This is a genomic window from Arthrobacter sp. AG1021, assembly GCF_003633665.1.
In the GTDB taxonomy this organism is placed as follows: Bacteria; Actinomycetota; Actinomycetes; order Actinomycetales; family Micrococcaceae; genus Glutamicibacter; species Glutamicibacter soli.
Map to the genome: position 1 here is coordinate 430,172 of NZ_RBLB01000009.1, position 21,244 is coordinate 451,415.

The following is a 21,244-nucleotide window of genomic DNA, read 5'->3' on the forward strand; positions in this document are numbered from 1 at the left end:
CAACAGGCTATAAGGTCTTTCACCGGCACAGCTAGCTGGTGCAGGATGGTGGTCACCCTTGCACAGGGTGGGCTTTGCCAGCACCGGTTTAGGACAGGCCGACCGCGTTTCCGTTCTCGTCCACGTCCATGTGCATGGCAGCAGGCACCTTGGGCAGCCCCGGCATGGTCATGATGGCACCGGTGATCGCCACGATGAACCCGGCGCCGGTCTTCGGAATGAGGGCGCGAACCAGCAGCGTGAAGCCCTCGGGCGCACCCAGCAACGTGGGGTCATCCGAGAAGGAATACTGCGTCTTGGCCATGCACACCGGCAGGTTGTCCCAGCCGTTTTCATGGATCTGTTCCAGCACTCGCTTCGCAGCTGGAGTGTAGTCCACTTCCGCCCCGCCGTAGATTTCCTTCACCACGGTGAGGATCTTCTCCTCTACCGGTTTCTCCAACTCGTACAGCGGGGCAAAGTCGCTCGGCGTGTCGATGGCCCGCAGCACCGCTGCTGCCAGGTCTCCGGCTCCGGCGCCGCCCTGCCCCCAGACGTCCGCGACGGCGCACTCAATGTTGTTTTCCGCGGCCCATTCCGTGACCACGGCCAGCTCGTCCGCTGTGTCCGTGGCGAACTTGTTGACGGCGATGACCGGATGGATCCCGAATTTCCTGACGTTGGAAGCATGCCGGGCCAGATTCACCATGCCGTCGTGTACCGCTTGCACGTTCTCGCCCTTGAGCTGGTCCTTGGCTACTCCTCCGTGCATTTTCAAGGCACGGATGGTGGCAACGATGACCACGGCGGAAGGGTCGCAGCCGGCATAACGTGCCTTGATGTCCATGAATTTCTCCGCGCCCAGGTCCGCGCCGAAGCCCGCTTCGGTGACCACGACATCAGCAAGCGAGCGTGCGGTGTTGGTGGCGATGGCCGAATTGCAGCCGTGGGCAATGTTGGCGAACGGCCCGCCGTGGATGAATGCCGGGGTGCCGCCGATGGTCTGGACCAGGTTGGGCTTGATGGCGTCCTTGAGCAGCATGGTCATGGCCCCGGCCGCGCCCAGGTCGTCAACGGTGACTGGCTTCTTGTCATAGGTGTACCCGATGGTCATGCGTCCCAGCCGGTCGCGCAGATCTTCCAGCCCGGTGGCCAGGCAGAACACCGCCATGACCTCCGAGGCCACGGTGATCTCGAATCCAGCTTCGCGCGGCACGCCCTCGGTCGGGCCGCCCAGTCCGATCACGATATTGCGCAGGGCACGGTCGTTCATGTCGATGACGCGCTTGAAGGTGATCCGCCGCGGGTCGATTCCCATGGCGTTGCCGCGGTGCAGGTGGTTGTCGATCAACGCCATCAGCAGGTTATTCGCGCTGGTGATCGCATGGAAGTCGCCGGTGAAGTGCATATTGATCTCGTCCATCGGCAGCACCTGCGAATACCCGCCACCGGTGGCACCGCCCTTCATGCCGAAGATCGGGCCCAGCGATGGCTCGCGCAACGCAATAAGCGTCTTGGCTCCTGCTAAGGACAAGGCGTCGCCAAGTCCCACCACCACGGTGGACTTTCCCTCGCCGGCCGGGGTCGGGGAGATTCCGCTGACCAGGACCACTTTGCCGAGCGCGGCATTGCGTGCAGGAATTTGGGATGGGTCGATCTTGGCCTTGTACCTGCCGTAGGACTCGACAGCTTCTTCCGGGATCCCTGCGGCTTCGGCAATCTGCGCAATTGGCTTGAGCACCGCACGTGAGGCGATGGCAAGATCGCTCATATCGATTTCTGTCGTCTCTGACATCGTGTCCAGCCTGTCTGTCTTCCAATAGTCCGGCAGCTGAGGAAGGCCAAGTTCCTTGGATATCCTTGATTAATCTTCAAGCTATCATCACTGGGGCTGCAGGTGCTGTCATGGCATGGTGGCGGGTGCCTGACTGTCGTGTCTATGCCGTGGATGCGGTGCCAACCGGGATGCACAGGTATGCTCATCCACGGACCGGGCGGCCGTGCAATGAACCATCTTGCGGCTGTCGAACACAACGAAGAAATTGGCAGGACATAGAGCGCGGCATGAGACTTTCAATCCTTGATCAAGTTCCACTCACCGAGCATGCCCCTGACCGCCCTGCCGCGCTGGCCAGCGGCCTAGCTCTGGCCCAAGATGCAGATGCGCTGGGATACCACCGCATCTGGTTTGCGGAGCACCACAATTCCCTCTCATTCGCCAGCGCCGCACCGGAAATGATGACTGCTCTGGCACTTGAACGCACCAGCAGGGTCCGGGTCGGTACAGGTGCGATCCTCCTACCGTATTACCCGGCCCAAAAGGTCGCCGAAACGATGGGACTGCTCTCGGCAGTGCATCCGAACCGGGTTGACACCGGATTGGGTCGCGCGGCGTTGTCCGACCCGAACTATGCCGCAAAGATCGCTGCGCTGGTGCAGGAATTCGGCACGAACCACCCGCAGCCGGACAGTGAACCTGTTGGAGGCGTGTGGGTACTGGGAGCCGGCGGCTCCTCCGCGCCGCTGCCCGGCACGCTGGGCGCCGGATACGTCCATGGCCATTTCCTGCGCCCTACCGGCGGGGAGGTTGCGACCCGCGCCTACCAGGGAGCAGCCGCGCAATCCGGCCACGCGGCCCACACCGTCCTGGCAGTCCGTTTCGTCACGGCTGAAACCGAGGAACGGGCCCAGGAACTGGCCGAGGCCCTGCTGCTCTGGCGCGTGCGCAAGGATTTCGGGCACGATGGGCCGATCCCTTCGGCCGCCAGCGCGGCGGGCTACCAGTGGAGCGCCCCGGAACAAGCCCGGGCCAAGGAACGCAGCCAAGCACTGATTGTCGGCCCCCCGGACAAGGTTTGCGCCCAGCTTCTGGCTTTAGCCGAAACCCATGGGGCCGACGAACTGATGCTCAACACGCTCGTCAGCGACCCGAAAGATCGGCTGAACGCCTACCGGCTGTTGGCAGACCGCCTGATCGACTGAAACGCCTTGCATCGAGCATCCGCTGGATGGAAGGATGTTCTTCCCCCTAGCGGTTTCTGCTGGCACGATGAGCCCCATGACCAAGCTGCAGCCCCTGGCAAACCACTACAGCCACGACGTCAGCGGATTCATTCCGCCCGCAGAACCCGGCGTCTTTGAACAATTCCCCGTGCTGGCAAGGCTCTGGGAGAAAGCCAAGACCTATCTTGCGGTGCGCAGCAATGATGCCCACACCCTGTTTTCGCTTTCGCTCGCCCAGTCGCTGCTCAAGCACCACCCGCAGGCGGATCCGCTGGTGGTGTTGCCGGCCATTCTGCTTCATGACATCGGCTGGTCGCAGGTGGATCCGCAGCTGGTGCTCTCTGCCATCGCCCCGGGAGCCGGCGACAAGGAATTGGTGCTGCAGCACGAGAAGTTGGGAGCGGAACTCGCCCGGGAACTGTTGCAGGCAGAGGAATTCGATAACGAACGCAGCGAGCGCATCACTTACATTATCGACGGCCATGATTCACGCAAGGATTCCACGAGCTTGGAAGATTCACTAGTGAAGGACTCCGACAAATTGTGGCGCCTGACCCCGCATGGCGTGGACACCGTGATGGATTGGTTCGGCCTCACCCGTGCCGAAGCCTTCCAGCTGGTCGAGTCTCGGGTCAGCAACCATCTGTTCACCGACGCCGCGCGGTTCATGGCCAGCGCCTTGGTTGCAGTAGAAAGCGCCAACCTCTTCGAGCAGAGGCAGGCGCTTTCAGACTGATCTTCGGCTGCTACTTGGAGAAGGCCGGGATGGTGACTGCGCAGTCCACACGTTCACCCGGCTTCGAGGTTTCAGCGGCAATTTCCTTGACGCCGTCAAGCAGGATTCGGCAGGTGGCGGTGGAACCCTTGCCGGGAACCGCTGAAATAGCTGCGTCCTTTTCGGCGGTCACAATGCTCTCAAGGCTCCAGACTGCCGTGTCCTTGCCCTCAGCCGTCGTCTTTCCCGAAGGCAACGACAGTTCGGTGCCGGCTTCGCCGCGCTTTTCCGACTCAAGGTACTTGATGTCGGTGATCTTGCTGGTATCCCCACCGGTGACCGATACCTCGTAGGTAACAGCCCAGGAATTCGAGGTTGACTTGTTGAAGTCTTCAACCGCGCTGCAGCCGGTTGCCCCTGCGGCCAATGCCAGCGCAGCACCACCCAGGATCATTTTCTTGGCAAAAGATGCGCGGATTCCGGTTGCTGCTGCCGACATTAGATGTTGCTCCTCAAGTAGCTGTTGTCATGCGGTGACCTCGTTCTTGTTGCCTCCAGCCTACTGTTTCCCCCAATTCCAGGCCTCGACCCGTCGGTGCAAATCACCTGGACCCTGCCTCAACCCAGGGTTGTAGGTGCTGCGTCACAGTTCCGGCCATGCCGGCGCCGCACCGTTCGCCCTTGGACCGGATACCCTTGTCTTCAGCTGGCAAAGACACCGAGACTTGGGAGAACACATGGCCGGAGGAAGCTCGCAGCCCGGACGCAGCGTCACGTCCAAGATCCTGGCGATACTGTCCGCCTTCGAAACCTCGCGCCGGGCGCTGAACCTCACCGAGATCTCGAAGGCTGCGGACCTTCCGCTGTCCACCACGCACCGGCTTGTCGGTGAACTCGTGGATGAAGGGATCCTCAGCCGCACCGGCAACGGCGGAATCCAGCTCGGGCTGCGGCTGTGGGCCATCGCCCAGAACACCGGACGCCAGCTGCGCGACACCGCGCGACCCTTTGTCCAAGACCTCTTTTCACTGACCGGAGAGACCAGCCAGCTGGCCATCCGCGACGGCAACATGGCGTTGTACATCGACCGCGTCTATGGCACCAAGCGGATCGCGCGGGCTTCACGGGTGGGCGGCCGGCTCCCCCTGCATGCCACCGCCGTGGGCAAGGCCATCCTCGCGTTCTCGGAAGACTGGGTCATGGACGCCTACCTCGAACAGCCCTTGGAACCGCTCACCCCTCACACCCGCAGCAACCCCGTGCAGCTGCGCAATGAGCTGAGCCGGGCACGCCACAACGGGTACGCCATCACCCGGGAAGAAGTCCGGCTGGGAACCTGTTCGATTGCCGTTCCGGTCTATCACACCGGCCGTTTGGGCTGTTCCATCGGCCTGGTCATTCCCACTTCTCATGCAGCGAACATGGAACGCCACCTTCCGGTGCTCTATGGAATCTCCAAACGAATTGAGGCCGCCACCTCGCATATTCCGCTGGAGACGCTGCTGGGCATCATTTCCGGGCCTGACATGATTGTGCCCGGGAGGGAGAACTAATCACGGCTGAAAATTAGCCTTCCACTGGATGGAAGCGTTAGCTTCCCATCCTGCTGTGCCATGGACAACACTAGGGATCGATCAATGTTGCACGGATCACACCGTGACTCATCGACTTCCCAAGGAGCAGATTCCATGACCAGCACCCCAGCCGTATCCGGCGGATGCCCAATGGGCTTCGGAGCAGAAGCCCCGGCAGACCACCACGGGTATGAGCCGTTCGCTATGGAGAACCCTTTCCCCGCTTACGCAAAGATGCGCAGCGAACAGCCGGTGATGTTTGACGAACGCACCGGGCTGTATGTCATCACCCGCTATGACGACGTGAAGTCGGTTTTCGAAGATTGGGAGACCTTCTCCTCCGAGAACGCCCAGGCCCCGGTGCGCAAGCGCGGACCGCAGGCCACCGCCATCATGACCGAGGGCGGATTCACCACCTATTCGGGCCTGTCCGCCCGCCGTCCGCCGGAGCACACTCGCATCCGCGCCGTGGCGCAGAAGGCTTTCACCCCGCGCCGTTTCAAGGCCCTGGAACCGATGATCCGGCAGAACGTCAAGGACTCCATTTCCGCCATGACCACCAAGGGCACCAGCCACGCGGATATCGTGGCCGAGCTGGCCTACTCCCTGCCGACCATCACCATCCTCACCCTGATCGGCGAGGACGTGGAGATGGTGGACACCTACAAGCGCTGGAGCGACTCCCGCGCCGCCATGACCTGGGGCGACCTCAGCGACGAAGAGCAGATCCCCCACGCGCACAACCTGGTCGAGTACTGGAACCGTTGCCAGGCCCAGGTGGCCGAGGCCCACGCCTCCGGCGGCGACAACCTCACTGCGGACCTGGTCCAGGCCCAGAAGGACGGAGCGGACATCACCGACCACGAGATCGCCTCGCTGCTCTACTCGCTGCTCTTCGCAGGCCATGAAACCACCACCACGCTGATCTCCAACTGCGTGCGCGTGCTGCTGGAGCACCGCGAAGCATGGGAAGCCGTCGTGGCGGATCCCAAGCAGATCCCCAAGGCCATCGACGAGGTGCTGCGCTACTCGGGATCTATCGTGGGATGGCGCCGCAAGGCGCTGGCGGACACGGAGGTGGGCGGCGTGCAGATCCCGCAGGGTGCGGAACTGCTGCTGCTCATGGGCTCGGCCAACCGCGACGAATCCCGCTTCGAGAACGGCGAGGACTTCGACATCACCCGGCCCAACGCCCGCGACCACCTGTCCTTCGGCTTCGGCATCCACTACTGCCTGGGCAACATGCTGGCCAAGCTCCAGGCCAAGATCGCGCTGGAGGAACTGGCCGCCGCGCTGCCGAACCTTGAACTGGTCGACGGCGGTGCCATCACCTTCCGGAAGAACCTGTCCTTCCGCGTTCCCGACTTCGTCAACGTCGAGCTGAATGCCGACTCCACTTCCCGATCTGAGGCTTAACGATGAGCAACAACGACTTCATTGAATTCTTCGACGGCGGCAAGGAACCCACCTTGGACAGCCTGGGCGGCAAGGGCGCCTCGCTGGTCACTATGACCGCCGCCGGCATGCCGGTCCCTCCCGGATTCGTGGTGAACACCGCCGCCTTCCGCGCCTTCATGGGCACCGGATTGGAAGACAGCATCAACGCCCAGCTGGACGGCCTGGACCCGGAGGACATCGCCGCGGTGGACGCCGCCAGCGCCGCCATCCGCGAGCTGATCACTTCCCGCCCCGTTCCCGCCGACCTGCGCGAGGTCACCCGGGCCGCATACGACGCCTTGCAGGCCCGCTTCGATTCCGAGGCCCCGCTGGCCGTGCGCTCCTCCGCCACCGCCGAGGACCTGCCCGATGCTTCCTTCGCCGGACAGCAGGACACCTACCTGTGGCTCACCGGGTTCGATTCGGTCGGCGAGCACATCCGCGCCTGCTGGGCCTCGCTGTACACCAGCCGCGCCATCCTCTACCGGCTGAAGAACAACATCCCGGATGACGGGCTGTGCATGGCCGTGGTGGTGCAGAAGATGGTCAACGCCAAGACCGCCGGCGTGGCCATGACCCTGGATCCCACCAATGGCGACCGCTCCAAGATCACCGTGGACGCCTCCTGGGGCGTGGGCGAGATGGTGGTCTCCGGAACCGTCACGCCGGACAACATCCAGCTGGACAAGGTCACCCTCGCGGTAATCACCGAGCACATCGGCGACAAGCATGCCGAAATGATCCCCGACCCGGCCACCAACACCCTGGTGGAAAGGGATGTCCCGGAAGAGCGCCGCACGGTGCGCTGCCTGAGCAACGACGAGCTGTCCGCCGTGGCCCAGCTGGCCAAGCGGGCGGAGAAGCATTACAAGTCCCCGCAGGACATCGAGTGGGCCATCGACGCCGACCTGCCCGACGGGGAGAACCTGCTGCTGCTCCAGGCCCGCCCGGAAACCGTGCATTCCTCCAAGCCCGCGGCGCCCAAGGCCTCCGCCGGAGGCTACGCCTCCTCGCTGGGATTCGGCGGCGTCTCCTCGATCACCGCCTCCCTGTCGAAGATCGTCAGCTGACCCACGTATCCACGCTGTTTCCACGCTCCACCCCACACCTCGGCCACTCGCAAAGTGCCGAACCTTCTGAGAAAGGGTGCACGACCATGACAATGAAGTCCTTCCCCAAGCCATCCGACCTGCCGGTGCCCGCCGGCGCCGAAGGATGGGAAGAGATCTACCCCTACTACCTGGTGTTCCAGGACGCACTGAAGGAGCAGGAAGACGCCAAGTTCTGGTTCTGCGATTCGCAGCACTGGCCCACCGTCTTCAAGCCCTTCGAAACCATCGGCGGCGAATTCGCCGTGAAGTGCCTGGGCCAGTACAACGCCCGGCACCTGATGATCCCCAACGCCAACGGCATCGACTTCCGCATCCACCTGGGCTACCTGTACATGTCCCCAATCCCGGTCCCCGAGGAGCAGATCGCCGCCCGCGTGCCGGACTTCGAAGCTCGCATCGGCCACTACTTCGCCAACTGGGAGAGCAAGCTGGCCAACTGGCATGTGAAGGTCAAGGGCACCATTGCGGGCATGGAGGCGCTGTCCTTCGCGCCGCTGCCCGAGAAGGTCCCCTTCGAGGACATCGAGAACGGCGTGGGCAAGGACGGCTCGGAAGTCCTGCTGGAGAACTACGACCGGCTGATCCAGCTGGCCTACCAGAACTGGCAGTACCACTTCGAGTTCCTGAACCTGGGCTACATCGCCTACCTGGACTTCTTCAACTTCTGCAAGGAAGTCTTCCCGAACATCCCGGACCAGTCCATCGCCACCATGGTGCAGGGCGTGGACATGGAGCTGTTCCGCCCGGACGACGAGCTCAAGGCGCTGGCGCTGCTGGCCATCGAGCTGGATTTGGACGAGCACTTCGCCAACACCGATGACCCGGCCGCCACCCTGGCGTCCATCGCCGCAGCCGCCGGCGGCGAGCGCTGGATGGCGCAGTGGGAGCAGGCCCAGGACCCGTGGTTCAACTTCACCATCGGCAACGGCTTCTACGCCCACGACAAGTACTGGAACGTGAACCAGGAGATCCCGCTGGGCTTCATCGCGGACTACATCCGCCGCGCCCGCGGCGGCGCGCAGATCCTGCGCCCCACCGAAAAGCTCATCGCGGAGAAGGAACGCATCGTGGAGGAATACCGCGAGCTGCTGGATCCGGAGGTCGCCGCGGTCTTCGACGCCAAGCGCACGCTGGCGGCCACCGCCTACCCGTACGTGGAGAACCACAACTTCTACATCGAGCACTGGACCATGGGCGTCTTCTGGCGCAAGGTCCGCGAGCTCGGCCGCATGCTCGCCGACGCCGGGCTCTTCGCCGAGGCCGAGGACATGCTCTACCTGAGCCGCAACGAGGTCCGCGACGTGCTCTTCGACCTGGTCACCAGCTGGGGCGTCGGCTCCGGCGCGCCGATCGGCGCGGTGGTGCTCCCGGAGAAGATCGCCCACCGCAAGGGCATCGTGGACGCGCTGCAAACCGCCCGCCCGGCCCCGGCGCTGAACACCCCGCCGGAGTCGATCACCGAACCGTTCACCCGCATGCTCTGGGGCATCACCACCGAGCAGGTGCAGCAGTGGCTGGGCGCGGACGAGACCCAGGACGGCAGCACGCTCAAGGGCATGGCGGCCTCCCCGGGCCAGGTGGAAGGACCGGCCCGCGTGATCATGCACGCGGACGAGCTCACCCAGGTGCAGCCCGGAGAAATCCTGGTCGCGCCGGTCACCGCGCCGAGCTGGGGCCCGATCTTCGGCAAGATCAAGGCCACCGTCACGGATATCGGCGGCATGATGTCCCACGCGGCCATCGTCTGCCGCGAATACGACCTGCCGGCGGTCACCGGCACCGGCAGCGCCTCCACCACCATCAAGACCGGAGACCTGCTGCGGGTTGACGGCACCAAGGGCACCGTGGAAATCCTGGGCGCCGAGCCGGCCCTGACCGGGCCGGGAGCCCACAGCCACTCGCACGCCTGATCCCCGGGCGCCGCAGACCGGTTCCGGAGGTTCCCCCAAGCTTCCGGAACCGCAAGGGTGCCGGCCGGTTCCTTTCCCCCCGATCCCCGGCCGGCACCCGCAACACCACAGTTCTCCACCACTTGAAAGGCACATTCCATGAACAGCTCTCCTACGGTGCTCATCACCGGCGCCGCCGGCGGCCTGGGACGGGCCTTCGCCCTGGGCTTCGCGGCCCGCGGCTACGCCATCGCCGCCGCGGACATCGACGCGGCCGGCACGCAGGAAACGGTCCGCCTGGTGCGCCAGGCCGGAGCCGAGGCGGCGGCCTTCACGGTGGATGTCACCGACACCGCTTCCACCGACGCGCTGGCCAAGGACGCGGCGGAGTTCGCCGGCGGCAGCATCGCGGTGCTGATCAACAACGCCGCCATCTACGCCACCGTCACCCGCACCCCGTTCGAGAACATCAACCCTGACGAGTGGGACCAGGTCATGAATGTGAACCTCAAGGGCCCGTGGATGGTTTCCCGCGCCGTCTCCCCCTTTCTTGGAGCGGGCTCCCGGGTCATCAACCTGGCCAGCGCCACCGTCTACTCCGGCTCCGAGCAGTGGGCCCACTACGTGGCTTCCAAGGGCGGGGTCATTGCGCTGACCCGCGTCATGGCCAAGGAGCTGGGACGCCGGGAAATCACCGTGAACACCATCGCCCCGGGCTTCACGCTGACCGAGGCCAGCCTGGGGCTCATGGAGAACGCCTCCAGCTACGGGGTGGACCGGGGGGCACTCAAGCGCGCCAGCCAGCCAGAGGACATCGTGGGCGCCGCGCTGTTCCTGGCCGGCGAGGATTCCTCGTTCATCACCGGTCAGACGCTCGTCGTCGACGGCGGACGCCAGTTCATCTAACCCAGCTTTACGCCTAACCGTTCAGGAGGAACCATCATGGCGACTATCAACTTCACCGACTTCGAGGGCCAGACCCGCACCGTGGACGCGGCCGTCGGCGACTCCGTCATGGAAACGGCGGTCCGCAACGGTGTCACCGGCATCGTGGGCGAGTGCGGCGGCTCCCTGTCCTGCGCCACCTGCCACGTGTTCGTGGCCCCGGAGGACTTCGAGTCGCTGGATCCGATGGGCGAGATGGAGGACGAGATGCTCTACGGCACCGCCGTGGACCGCGAGGAGAATTCCCGCCTTTCCTGCCAAATCAAGATGTGCGAGGGCCAGACCCTCAACGTCGCCACCCCGGAAACCCAGGTCTAGCCATGAACACCGCAACACTCCCTTCCACCGGCGGCGCCCCGGCCCCCGCGGCGGGCACCGCCACCGGGCTACTGATCATCGGCGCCTCGCAGTCCGGGGTACAGCTGGCCATCTCGCTGCGCGCCCTGGGCTACACCGGGCACATCACGCTGCTCGGGGACGAGGACCACCGCCCCTACCAGCGCCCGGCGCTGTCCAAGGAATTCCTGCAAGACAAGGTGGGCAGCGAGTCGCTGATCTTCCGCTCCAATGACTACTGGATCGAGCACAACGTCACCCTGGTCAAGGGCGAACGCATCGAGGACATCGACTCCAACCCGGACGGCTCCGGGATCGCCACCGGACGCAGCGGGGCGCGGTACCCCTACACCCGGCTGGCGCTGACCGTTGGCGCCCGTCCACGCCGTTTCGAGGTCCCGGGCAGCGATCTGGACGGCGTCGTCTACCTGCGCAACGCCGACGACGCGCTCAAGCTCAAGGCCATCGCCCCGGAAGCCACCGACGTGGTGGTGATCGGCGGCGGGTTCATCGGCCTGGAGGCGGCCAGCTCGCTGCAGGCCATGGGCAAGAAGGTCACCGTCATCGAATACGGCCCGCGTCTGGTGGGCCGCGCGGTCGGCGAGGACACCAGCGCCTACTTCCTTGAACAGCACCGCGCCCGCGGGCTGGACATCCACCTGAATGCCAGGGTCTCGCGCATCGCCGGGGACGGCGCGGTCTCCTCCGTTCATCTGGAATCCGGGGAGGCCATCGACGCGCAGATCGTGCTGGTGGGCATCGGGGTCATCCCCAACACCCAGCTCGGCGAGCAGCTGGGACTTGAGGTCGACAACGGCATCGTGGTCAACGAGGCGGCCATCGCCTCGGACGGCCACACCCTGGTGGTCGGCGACGTGGCGAACATGCCCAACCCGGTCCCCGGCGCCCCGGACGGCGAGCGCATCCGCCTGGAATCCGTGAACAACGCGGTGGAACACGCGAAGGTCGCCGCCTACGCCCTGATGGGCCAACGCGAAGCCTATGCCGGCATCCCGTGGTTCTGGTCCAATCAAGCTGACATGAAGCTGCAGATCGCCGGCCTGTCCATGGGCTTCGACTCAACCGTCACGCGCGAAGTCCCTGAGAAGGGCAAGTTCACCGTGCTGTACTACCGCGCAGGGCAAATCATCGCGGCGGACTGTGTAAACGCGCCGCTGGATTTCATGGCGGTCAAGTCGGCGCTGGCGGCGGGGAAGAACATCGACCCCGCCGCGGCAGCCGACACGGACACCATGCTCAAGACACTGATTTCCTAAGACATTGATTGCAAAGGCCTGAGGACACCATGACAACCCTGAACGACGCCCGGCCGCTGCCGGCCACCGGCACCATCAACACCAGCCCCATCTCCCTGGAAGTACACGCGGACGGCGAGCTGGAGGCCCTGTGGGCGGCGGTGGTCCCGGAGACCCGCGCCCGCGGCAACGACATCCACCTGCCCATCTCGCTGTCCTTCGCCCGCCGGCTGTGCGACGCCTACCCGGAGGCCGACCGCACCTTGGTGCTGGTCTCCACGCTGCTGCACGACACCGGCTGGGCTCACGTGGACCAGGAGAAGATCATCTCCGACGGCTTCCGCGGGGACTGGCGCAAGGCTGACATCCGCTACGAGCACGAGCGCGAGGGCTGCCTGGTGGCCCGCCGCGTGCTGCCCCCGCTAAGCTACGCTGCGCAGTTCATCGACGAGGTCTGCAAGATCATCGACGGGCACGACACCCGCCCGCACGCCTACACCTTGGAGGACGCGCTGATGCGCGACGCCGACCGGCTGTGGCGTTTCGACCACGCGGGCATCGCACTGGCCTCGGGCTGGTTCGGGCAGGACCCGGCCGCCTACACCGACCGGCTGGAAACCGAGATCATCCCGGAGCTGATCACGCAGGCCGCCGTGGACATGGCCACCGCGGATCTGGCCCGTTCCCGCGCTCTGCTGCGCACGGCGGTGCTGCGATGAGCACGCGGGCAGGCGCCGCGGCCCGGCGCCAGGAACTCCTATTGCCCTACCGCCACGTGGACACGCACTTCATCGACGGCGGGTGGACCGCCTCGCAGGGCACCGGCCGCATCGAGGTCACCGACCCGGCCACCGGCGCCGTCTGGGGTTCGGTCCCGGCCGGCACCAGCCAGGACGTGGACACCGCGGTCCGCGCGGCCCACCACGCGCTGCATTCATCCCCGTGGAAGAACACCACACCCTCCGAGCGGGCGGCATTGCTGCTGCGCATCGCGCATCAGATCGAAAACCGGGCCGGTGAACTGTCGTTGACCAATACGCTGGAGAACGGCTCGCCGGTCTCCGAGACCGGCGGGGCCGCCGCCAACGCCGCCGGCATCTTCCGCTACTTCGCATCCCTGGCACCGCTGCTGGAGCAGGAGGACCTGCGCCCGTTCCCCAACGGCGCCGGCGAAACGCTGGTCCGCCGCGACCCGGTGGGTGTCTGCGCGCTGATTGCCCCGTGGAACTTCCCGATCAACCTGATGGTCATCAAGCTGGCCCCGGCGCTGCTGGCGGGCTGCACCGTGGTCATGAAGCCTGCATCCCCCACCCCGTTGTCCTTCCGCATCATCATGGATGCGCTGGACGCCGCCGGGGTCCCGGCGGGCGTTGCAAACCTGGTCACCGGCCCGGGACGGATGGGCGACGAACTGGTGCGCCACCCGCTGGTGTCCAAGGTGGCGTTCACCGGCTCCACCCCGGTGGGCCGCACGATCGCCGCGGCCTGCGGCGAGCTGCTGCGCCCGGTCACCCTGGAGCTGGGCGGCAAGTCCAGCGCGCTGGTGCTTCCGGACGCGGACCTAGACCTGTTGGGTTCGAGGCTGATCCGTTCCTGCATGCGCAACACCGGACAGACCTGCTACATCTCCACCCGCATCCTGGCCCCGGCTGAACGCTACGACGAGGTGGTGGACGTGGTGGCCGCGACCATCGCTTCCGCGCCGCAGGGCGACCCGTTGGATCCCGCCACGGTCTTCGGTCCTTCGGCCAACCGCAGCCAGTACCAGACGGTGCTCGGCTACTTGGAGGCAGGTCACGCCGAAGGTGCCCGCGCGGTCACCGGCGGCGCCACGGCGCAGCTGGACGGGGACCTGGCTGACGGGTTCTTCATCCAGCCCACGGTCTTCGCTGACGTCACCCCGGACATGACCATTTCGCGCGAGGAAATCTTCGGCCCGGTCATCACAGTGCTGAAGTACTCCTCCGAGGACGAGGCGGTGTCACTGGCCAACAACACCGAATTCGGCTTGGGTGGCCTGGTCTTCGGCGCGGACGAGGAGCGTGCCCTGTCGGTGGCCGAACGCATGGACACCGGCAGCGTCGGGGTGAACTTCTTCGCCTCCAACCATGCAGCCCCCTTCGGCGGACGCCATGATTCGGGGCTCGGCACCGAGTACGGGCCGGAAGGCCTGGCTGCGTACTTGAGCTATAAATCGATCCACCGCCAGGCGGGGTAGGCGAAGCAACATGCCTGAAGGCGTCCATCCGGAGTTGTGGCCGGATGGACGCCTTCGTCATGTCCCGCTGTACAGACCTGCGCGCGAACGCCTAGGTTGGAAGTGCGAGCCAATAATCGTCCGGCAGGGCGCCAACGCACCAGTGACGTGGAACAACAGCGACGAGGAACAATCCATGAAAACCCCGATTCCTGACTACCTCGACGAGGTGCTCGACAGCCTCCGGAACGACACCAGCGGAAACACCGCCCAGTACATTCCCGAACTGGCGCAGGCCAACCCGGATCTCTTCGCCCTCTCTGTCACCACGGCTACCGGAAGCACCTATTCCGCCGGGGACCACCTCGAAGAATTCACCATTCAATCCATCTCCAAGCCGTTCGCCTACGCGGCGGCCATCATGGACCGGGGCCTGGACAGGGTGCTGCGGTCCGTCGGGGTCGAAGCCTCGGGCGAGGCCTTCAACGAACTGTCACTGGAAGAAGGGACCCACCGGCCGAAGAACCCGATGATCAATGCCGGAGCCATCATGACCCACGGCCTGCTGGTCGCCGAGGATGCCAGCACCGAGGACCGCGTGGCCCGCGTGCTGGAACTGTTCTCCCAGTTGGCTGGACGCGAACTGCGCATCGACGAGAGCGTGTACGCCTCGGAAATGGAGACGGCTGACCGCAACCTCGCCACGGCCCATATGCTGCGCAGCTACGGGATTCTCGGCACCGACGCGCATGAGGTGGTCTCGGGATACACCCGCCAGTGCTCCATCCTGGTTACCGTCGAGGACCTGTCGCTCATGTCGGCAACACTGGCCAACGGCGGCGTGCAACCACGCACCCGCGAAAGGGTGCTGAGCGAGGGCATCGCCCAGCAGGTCATGTCGGTCATGGCGGTGGCCGGCATGTACGACGGGGCCGGCGATTGGCTCACCCGGGTGGGAATCCCCGCCAAGAGCGGCGTGGCCGGAGGACTGGTCGGGGTGCTTCCGGACCAGGTGGGCATCGGAGCGTTCTCGCCGAGGCTCGACGCCCACGGCAACAGCCAGCGCGCGGGCCGGGCCTTCGAGCGGCTGTCCACCGACATGGGCCTGCACCTGTTCGCACCCAGCAGCGGCCAGCTGGACGTGGTGGACGTCCATCAGGAAGCCGCCCGCGAGATCTTTGTCCTGCAGGGCAACGTGCAGTTCACCGCCGCCTCCGAACTGCTGGATTTGATGGCGGCCTCCACCTCGCGCACCGCGGTGCTGGTGGATATCTCCCGGGTCTATTCCTTCACCACGGTGGCCCGCCGGATGGCCTTGGAAGGACTGCGCCGGCTGCGTCTGGATGGACGCAGGGTGTTCCTCAACGACCCTCTGCAGGTTCTGGCCAATCCGGACCTCGGCGATGGGACCTACCCGGAAACCCCCTGAACAGGCAAAACGCGCGGCCTTGGTTCCGGCGTTCATCCAGCCGCGAATCGGTTCGAAAATTAGCCATCCAATCGCTCTGGACTGATGCAAACCTGGGGAGCGGTTAGCCCGGCACTGATCATAGTCTCATCGCATGTTTTTGAGTATCAATTTCGAGTCGTTACATCCTTACGAAGGACGCGAATTGCCTTTATCGGTGCGGAACCACAGAATTATCTTCGGTATTCATTCGCACGTTTGAGGAATTTAGTATGTCTGAACTTGGGTCACCCTTTTCACCCGGCAATTCTGAGCCGCCGAAAAAGCCGGGCCGCAAAGTATGGTGGATCATTCTAGGGGTTTTTGCAGTACTCGTCGCACTGCTTTTCCTAATCCCTGAGCTGTTCGCAATCATTGCCTTCGTAGGCCTGATTCTAGGAATTATCGGACTCGTAAAGGGACGCGTCCCTTGGCTCGGCATGCAAGGAAAAGGCAAGGCCGGCGGGCTCACTGCCGCGATGGTAGTCCTGATGGCCATCACGGGCGCAATCATGGGCCCGGCAGAGACCGCGCCCACGGTCGCGTCACAGCCACCCTCGCCAATTGTGACAAGCAGCGAGTCGCCCACCCCTTCCCAGTCAGAGTCCCCTTCACCCACGGCCATTGCAGACTTCGTTGGTGAGGAATGCGACGGCGACGAGCTCGTCATGGAACAGGGAGCCGACAAGCTCTACTGCGACGGAAACGCGTCGAAGGTCTTCGTTTGGACTACTCAGGACGATCACGACAAGGCGATCCTTGCCGCCAAGAAGGCCGAAGAAAAGAAGGTTGCCGAGGCGAAAGCCGCGGCTGAGAAAAAAGAAGCCGATGCCAAGGCCGCTGCGGAGAAGAAAGCAGCAGAAAAAGCCGAAGCCGAGAAAAAGGCAGCCGACAAGAAAGCCGCGCAGGAAAAAGCAGAACGTGAGGCCTACACTCCCCCACCGGCCAAGGCTCCAAGCAGCACATACTACGCCAACTGCAGCGCAGTTAAGGCGGCGGGTGCCGCACCGATTTACAGTGGTGACCCGGGTTATTCGCGCAAGCTCGACCGTGATGGGGACGGCGTAGCTTGCGAAAACTAAACAACGCCGCGGTAGCCTGGCTAGCGGCTCTGGCTCTGTTGCTTTCTGGATGCGGTGCCACGCCGGCGACTACCCAGGCTGCAGAGCCTTCGGCGACAGCGACGCCGTCGGCGCCTCCCATCGTGATCCGGTCGGAAGCTCCGCCGATCACTATCACGACCGAGTCGCCGACGGCTACGGCCACCACGCCAGCGGCGACCAAACAGCCTTCTTTGACACCAAGCGCAGAATCCAAAAGCCCTTCAACAGGCGGGACAACGGCCAGTACGATGCTCGAAGAAATCCCCATCAAGGGGCGCGCCCCGAAAACAGGGTACGAGCGCAGCATGTTCGGCAGCGGTTGGGGCGACACCGACCACAATGGTTGCGACACTCGAAATGACATCCTGAACCGGGACTTGACGGTGACATCGCACAAGGGCGGCACCCGGGATTGCGTCGTGCTGACTGGTTCCCTGGATGATCCTTACACCGGGGAGACCATCGAATTCCAGCGAGGCCAAGGCACGAGCAACGATGTGCAGATTGACCATGTTGTGGCGCTCTCAGATGCATGGCAAAAGGGAGCTCAGAAGCTTTCTGCTGAGCAGCGTCTCGAGTTCGCGAACGACCCCCTCAATTTGCTGGCGGTTGACGGCCCCACCAACGGGTCCAAGGGAGATGGAGACGCGGCTACATGGCTTCCCCCTAACAAGGGCTTCTGGTGCGACTATGTGACGCGTCAGATCGAAGTCAAGCACAAATACGATCTTTGGATGACGAAGGCTGAGGCTGAGTCCAGCCGCACCGTTTTAGAAGAGCGCTGCGTCTAGGCTAGCCAAGATTGAAACTGGCCGACTATGCGACGTCGCGATCCACGAGCAAGGCCCGGGCGAGGAATTTACGATTCCTCGCCCGGGCCTTGCAGTTCCTAGAGCTAGTTGATTTCGCCGAAGGTGACTACCGGCGTGTAGCCATCGAGGTCAATCGCGTCCGGAACAATGACGAGCTTGACCTGCTCGGCGGTTTCCTCCGGGCTGGTCTGCACGAAGTCCTTGCGGAGCGTGTAGGCCTCGACCCCAAAGCTGGGGAGGCGGTCTCCGTACACGTGGAGCCTGTACCGGTCGAATGCTTCCAGTGCTTCTTCGGTCGAGTTGGCTCCGATGGCGCGGATAGTGCCTCCGTCGGTTTCGCTGATGACAATCCCGAGGATTGCGGGTGCAGAGCCGGCTGTGCGGCAGTTGTCGAGCCCGGTGCCGGTGCGGACGTAGAGGTTGAATGCGGTGGTGTCGTGCTGGATCTTGCTGTTGCAGTTGCTGCAGAGTGCGAACACGATCTGCCCTTTCCCTAGGGGTGGCCTGTGGTGGCCATGGATGACCGGAAGGATTTTCGTCTACTAGGGATGTGTAGGTCACCGCTTTTACAGTTCACGGAAATCAGCCCATTTCAGAATGACCTTCGTCACTATTGCCCGAAATGGGGTCAAACACCGCAAAATCAGCCCCATCACAACCGGCGCACTCCCCCGCGGCCGTATTTCCCAGACGCCCGGCATTTCTCGTTCAAGAGTTACTTTGATGGTTTCCCAGCGCTCGGCCAAGTGCGCTCAGGCTGGAGACGCGCCGGTTATGCGCGGCAACAGTGGCCGAAGCGCAGGCACCTGCTTCATCAACAGGGCGCACTACCGGAAGTCCGCCGGATGGGAATACGCTGGGCCATATCGCTAGGCTTCCCAGCTCGCCACCGTGGTCTGGTCGCGGATCTGGCCGACCAGCTCGGCGAGCATGTCCTCAAGTGTCACGATGCCGGTGACCTTGCCGGTGGCGGCGTCCTTTACCAGCGCCAGGTGGGCGCCGCTGCTCTGCATCTGCTGCAGGGCGGTGCGCACCGGCTGCTGCGCGGTGAACTCGGGCAAGGCGCGCACCGCAGCCTGCTCCAGCGTCTGGGAGCGCTCGGCGGCCCCGCGTCCCAGCACGTCCTTGATGTGCACGTAGCCCACCGGCTTGCCGTCCTCGATCAGCGGGAAGCGGGAGAAGCCCTGCGAGGCGGCCTGCTCCACTTGGGCCACCGTGCTGCTGCGTGGCAGGGTGCGGACCTTGCCGAAGTCGATGGCCACCGACTCGATGCTGTGCGCGTCGAAGTTCAGCGCACCCATCAGCAGCTGCTCGTCATGGTGGTCAAGCAGTCCGCCGGAGCGCGACTCGGCCACCATGTCCGCCACCTCGTTGCGGGTAAACGCGCTGGCCACCTCGTTCTTCGGGGTCACGCCCATCAGGCGCAGGAACAGGTTGCCCAGCGCGTTCATGGTCCACAGCACCGGGCGCAGGATCTTCACCAGCACCACCATGCTCGGGCCGAGGATCAGCGCCATGCGCTCCGGTCCGGCCAGGGCCATGTTCTTTGGCACCATTTCAGCCAGCACCACGTGCAGGTAAGTAACCAAGATCAGGGCGATGGCATAGGACAGCGGATCGATCCACGACACCGGGACGCCCATGGCCTCGAACGGCCCGGCCACCGCGTACTTCACCAGGGGCTTGGTCACGTAGCCCAGCGCCAGGGAGCAGACGGTGATGCCCAGCTGCGCGCCGGCCATCACCAGGGAGACGTTCTCGATGGCCCACAGCGTCATCTTGGCGCTGCGGCTGCCGGCCTGCGCCTTGGGCTCGATGATGCTTCGGCGGGCGGAGATCAGCGCGAACTCCGCGCCGACGAAGTAGAAGTTGGCGGCCAGCAGCAGGACTGTCAGGATGATTCCGGTTAAATCGCTCATCGGTTCTGCTCCTGTTCATCCAGTTCCACCGCGGTCAGTTCCACCGTGGCGATCCGCGAGCCGTCCATTTCAATGACCGTGAAACGCAGTTCCTTCTCGGGCTGCCCCGGGAGGCCAGGGACCACCAGCGTCGCCTGGTCTCCGACTTCGCCGAGCTTGCCCAGCTGCAGGGTCACCAGGCCTGCCAGAGTTTCGTAGTCAGCGTCGCGCGGGATCTGGCAGCCGACCAGTTCATTGGCTTCGTCCGGCCGCAATGCCGCATCGAGGATCCACGAGTTCTCGCCTAGCACCTGCACGGTGCCGTCTTCCGGGTCGTGCTCGTCGCGCACTTCGCCGACGATTTCCTCCACCAGGTCCTCAAGGGTCAGCAGCCCGGCCACGTCTCCGGTTTCGTCGATCAGCACTGCCATCTGCAGGTCCTCGCGGCGCAGCTGGTCCATCAGCTCATCCAGTTCCACGGTGTCGGGAACCAGCGTGGCCTCCTCGGCCAAGGTGCCCACCGCGGTGGTCTCCCGCTGCTCATAGGGCACGGCCAGCAGTGGGCGGATGCGCACCAGGCCGTCGACCTGGCGGCCGTCGTCGCTGAGGATCGGGAATCGCGAGTGGCCGGTGTCGGCGGCCAGCGCAAGCACTTCCTGCACGCTCTGCTCGGCGGCGATGCTGACCATGCGCGAGCGCGGGGTCATGGCGTCGTGGCCGCGGCGGTTGCCGAAGGCCACGGTGCGGCGCATCAGTTCCGCGGTCTGCGAGGGCAGCACGCCTTCGCGGGCCGAGTGGCCCACGAGCGCCACCAGTTCCTCGGAGGAGCGCGTCGAGGCCAGCTCTTCCTGCGGTTCGATACCGAAGCGGCGCACGATCCAGTTGGCGTTGCCGTTGAAGAACACCAGTAGCGGCCTGGTTACGGCGCTGAATCCGCGCTGGAAGCCCACCACTGCCTTGGCGGTAGCGAAAGGCTTGGCGATGGCAAGGTTCTTGGGAACCAGCTCGCCGAAGACCATGGTCAGGATGGTGGCCAGCACCAGGGCGATGGCCACGGAGACCGAACGCGCAAGCGTCGGATCCAGCCCGGCGTCCTGCAGCGGCCCCACCACCAGGGCGGCGATGGCCGGCTCGGCCAAAAAGCCGATACCCAGATTGGTCAGGGTAATTCCAAGCTGGGCTCCGGACAGCTGCGTGGACAGGGTGCTCATGCCCTTCAGCACGCCGGACGCGCGGCGGTCACCGGATTCCGCGGCCTGCTTGACCTGATTGCGGTTAACCGTGATCAGGGAGAATTCTGCGGCCACGAACAGGCCGCATCCCGCGATCAGGACGATGGCCAGCAGCAACGATATCCACTCCATTATTTACACCCCCTGCCGCAATGCGTCTGAACGGCATTCCTACCGGGCAGAGGGTTAGGCCTGTGACATCTACTGTCGCCTGAAGCGTCCATCGTTCCCTTCCGATCGGAGTATCTTCCTCCGATCCACATCATGTGAATATTAATTATGCGGGGTCTGTGGGCCCCGAAAAGACCG

General features: G+C 64.4%; 19 protein-coding genes. 14 read left to right on the forward strand and 5 right to left on the reverse strand.

Annotated elements, in window-relative coordinates; all coding sequences use genetic code 11:
- Positions 1-88: 88 nt before the first annotated feature.
- Positions 89-1,774, reverse strand: coding sequence for a formate--tetrahydrofolate ligase (locus tag DFO58_RS13140; protein WP_120991305.1), 1,686 nt, complete (start codon positions 1,772-1,774; stop codon positions 89-91).
- A gap of 269 nt (positions 1,775-2,043) precedes the next feature.
- Between DFO58_RS13140 and DFO58_RS13145 the strand changes: the two genes are divergently transcribed.
- Both DFO58_RS13145 and DFO58_RS13150 read left to right on the forward strand, forming a co-directional pair.
- Positions 2,044-2,961 carry an LLM class flavin-dependent oxidoreductase gene (locus DFO58_RS13145; RefSeq protein WP_120991307.1) on the forward strand — a complete coding sequence of 306 codons (918 nt, stop codon included), beginning with the start codon at positions 2,044-2,046 and terminating at the stop codon, positions 2,959-2,961.
- A 76-nt stretch (positions 2,962-3,037) separates the two neighbouring features.
- The gene (locus DFO58_RS13150; protein ID WP_120991412.1) at positions 3,038-3,718 is read left to right on the forward strand and encodes an HD domain-containing protein; all 681 of its coding nucleotides are present in this window, start codon (positions 3,038-3,040) and stop codon (positions 3,716-3,718) included.
- A gap of 10 nt (positions 3,719-3,728) precedes the next feature.
- Here the strand turns inward: DFO58_RS13150 and DFO58_RS13155 are convergent, their stop codons facing one another.
- A complete protein-coding gene (locus DFO58_RS13155; RefSeq protein WP_120991309.1) occupies positions 3,729-4,196 on the reverse strand; it encodes a hypothetical protein in 468 nt (155 codons plus the stop codon).
- A gap of 238 nt (positions 4,197-4,434) precedes the next feature.
- On the opposite strand from DFO58_RS13155, the gene DFO58_RS13160 reads away from it, so the two are divergent.
- The 12 genes from DFO58_RS13160 (at position 4,435) to DFO58_RS13215 (ending at position 17,784) form a co-directional block, all read left to right on the forward strand.
- Positions 4,435-5,250, forward strand: coding sequence for an IclR family transcriptional regulator (locus DFO58_RS13160; RefSeq protein ID WP_120991311.1), 816 nt, complete (start codon positions 4,435-4,437; stop codon positions 5,248-5,250).
- A 135-nt stretch (positions 5,251-5,385) separates the two neighbouring features.
- Positions 5,386-6,687: a cytochrome P450 gene (locus DFO58_RS13165; protein ID WP_120991313.1), complete on the forward strand. Its 1,302-nt coding sequence runs from the start codon at positions 5,386-5,388 to the stop codon at positions 6,685-6,687.
- A 2-nt stretch (positions 6,688-6,689) separates the two neighbouring features.
- Complete coding sequence (locus DFO58_RS13170) at positions 6,690-7,778, forward strand: PEP/pyruvate-binding domain-containing protein (protein ID WP_120991315.1); 1,089 nt, start codon at positions 6,690-6,692, stop codon at positions 7,776-7,778.
- Positions 7,779-7,864: 86 nt separating this feature from the next.
- Positions 7,865-9,730: a PEP-utilizing enzyme gene (locus tag DFO58_RS13175; protein ID WP_120991317.1), complete on the forward strand. Its 1,866-nt coding sequence runs from the start codon at positions 7,865-7,867 to the stop codon at positions 9,728-9,730.
- A gap of 138 nt (positions 9,731-9,868) precedes the next feature.
- Positions 9,869-10,615 (forward strand): SDR family oxidoreductase, encoded by a 747-nt coding sequence (locus DFO58_RS13180; protein ID WP_120991319.1) that lies wholly within the window; start codon positions 9,869-9,871, stop codon positions 10,613-10,615.
- Between the two features lie 36 nt (positions 10,616-10,651).
- Positions 10,652-10,972: a 2Fe-2S iron-sulfur cluster-binding protein gene (locus DFO58_RS13185; protein WP_120991321.1), complete on the forward strand. Its 321-nt coding sequence runs from the start codon at positions 10,652-10,654 to the stop codon at positions 10,970-10,972.
- Between the two features lie 2 nt (positions 10,973-10,974).
- Positions 10,975-12,267 carry an FAD-dependent oxidoreductase gene (locus DFO58_RS13190; RefSeq protein ID WP_120991323.1) on the forward strand — a complete coding sequence of 431 codons (1,293 nt, stop codon included), beginning with the start codon at positions 10,975-10,977 and terminating at the stop codon, positions 12,265-12,267.
- Between the two features lie 29 nt (positions 12,268-12,296).
- Positions 12,297-12,965, forward strand: coding sequence for an HD domain-containing protein (locus DFO58_RS13195; RefSeq protein ID WP_120991325.1), 669 nt, complete (start codon positions 12,297-12,299; stop codon positions 12,963-12,965).
- Positions 12,962-14,464, forward strand: a complete 1,503-nt coding sequence (locus DFO58_RS13200) for an aldehyde dehydrogenase family protein (RefSeq protein ID WP_120991327.1) — start codon at positions 12,962-12,964, stop codon at positions 14,462-14,464. Before DFO58_RS13195 ends, DFO58_RS13200 begins: the two co-directional genes overlap by 4 nt.
- A 175-nt stretch (positions 14,465-14,639) precedes the next feature.
- The gene (locus DFO58_RS13205; RefSeq protein WP_120991329.1) at positions 14,640-15,872 is read left to right on the forward strand and encodes a glutaminase; all 1,233 of its coding nucleotides are present in this window, start codon (positions 14,640-14,642) and stop codon (positions 15,870-15,872) included.
- A 251-nt stretch (positions 15,873-16,123) separates the two neighbouring features.
- Positions 16,124-16,972, forward strand: coding sequence for an excalibur calcium-binding domain-containing protein (locus tag DFO58_RS13210; RefSeq protein WP_286163597.1), 849 nt, complete (start codon positions 16,124-16,126; stop codon positions 16,970-16,972).
- A gap of 269 nt (positions 16,973-17,241) precedes the next feature.
- Positions 17,242-17,784 (forward strand): HNH endonuclease family protein, encoded by a 543-nt coding sequence (locus DFO58_RS13215; RefSeq protein WP_220668551.1) that lies wholly within the window; start codon positions 17,242-17,244, stop codon positions 17,782-17,784.
- Between the two features lie 104 nt (positions 17,785-17,888).
- Here the strand turns inward: DFO58_RS13215 and DFO58_RS13220 are convergent, their stop codons facing one another.
- The 3 genes from DFO58_RS13220 to DFO58_RS13230 all read right to left on the reverse strand — a co-directional run bounded on the left by DFO58_RS13220 (position 17,889) and on the right by DFO58_RS13230 (position 21,067).
- A complete protein-coding gene (locus DFO58_RS13220) occupies positions 17,889-18,284 on the reverse strand; it encodes a hypothetical protein (protein ID WP_047120335.1) in 396 nt (131 codons plus the stop codon).
- 390 nt (positions 18,285-18,674) lie between these two features.
- Complete coding sequence (locus tag DFO58_RS13225; protein ID WP_120991331.1) at positions 18,675-19,724, reverse strand: hemolysin family protein; 1,050 nt, start codon at positions 19,722-19,724, stop codon at positions 18,675-18,677.
- Entirely contained in the window at positions 19,721-21,067 is a 1,347-nt protein-coding gene (locus DFO58_RS13230) for a hemolysin family protein (RefSeq protein ID WP_120991333.1), read from the reverse strand. The genes DFO58_RS13225 and DFO58_RS13230 overlap by 4 nt, the downstream gene beginning before the upstream one ends.
- Positions 21,068-21,244 lie beyond the last annotated feature (177 nt).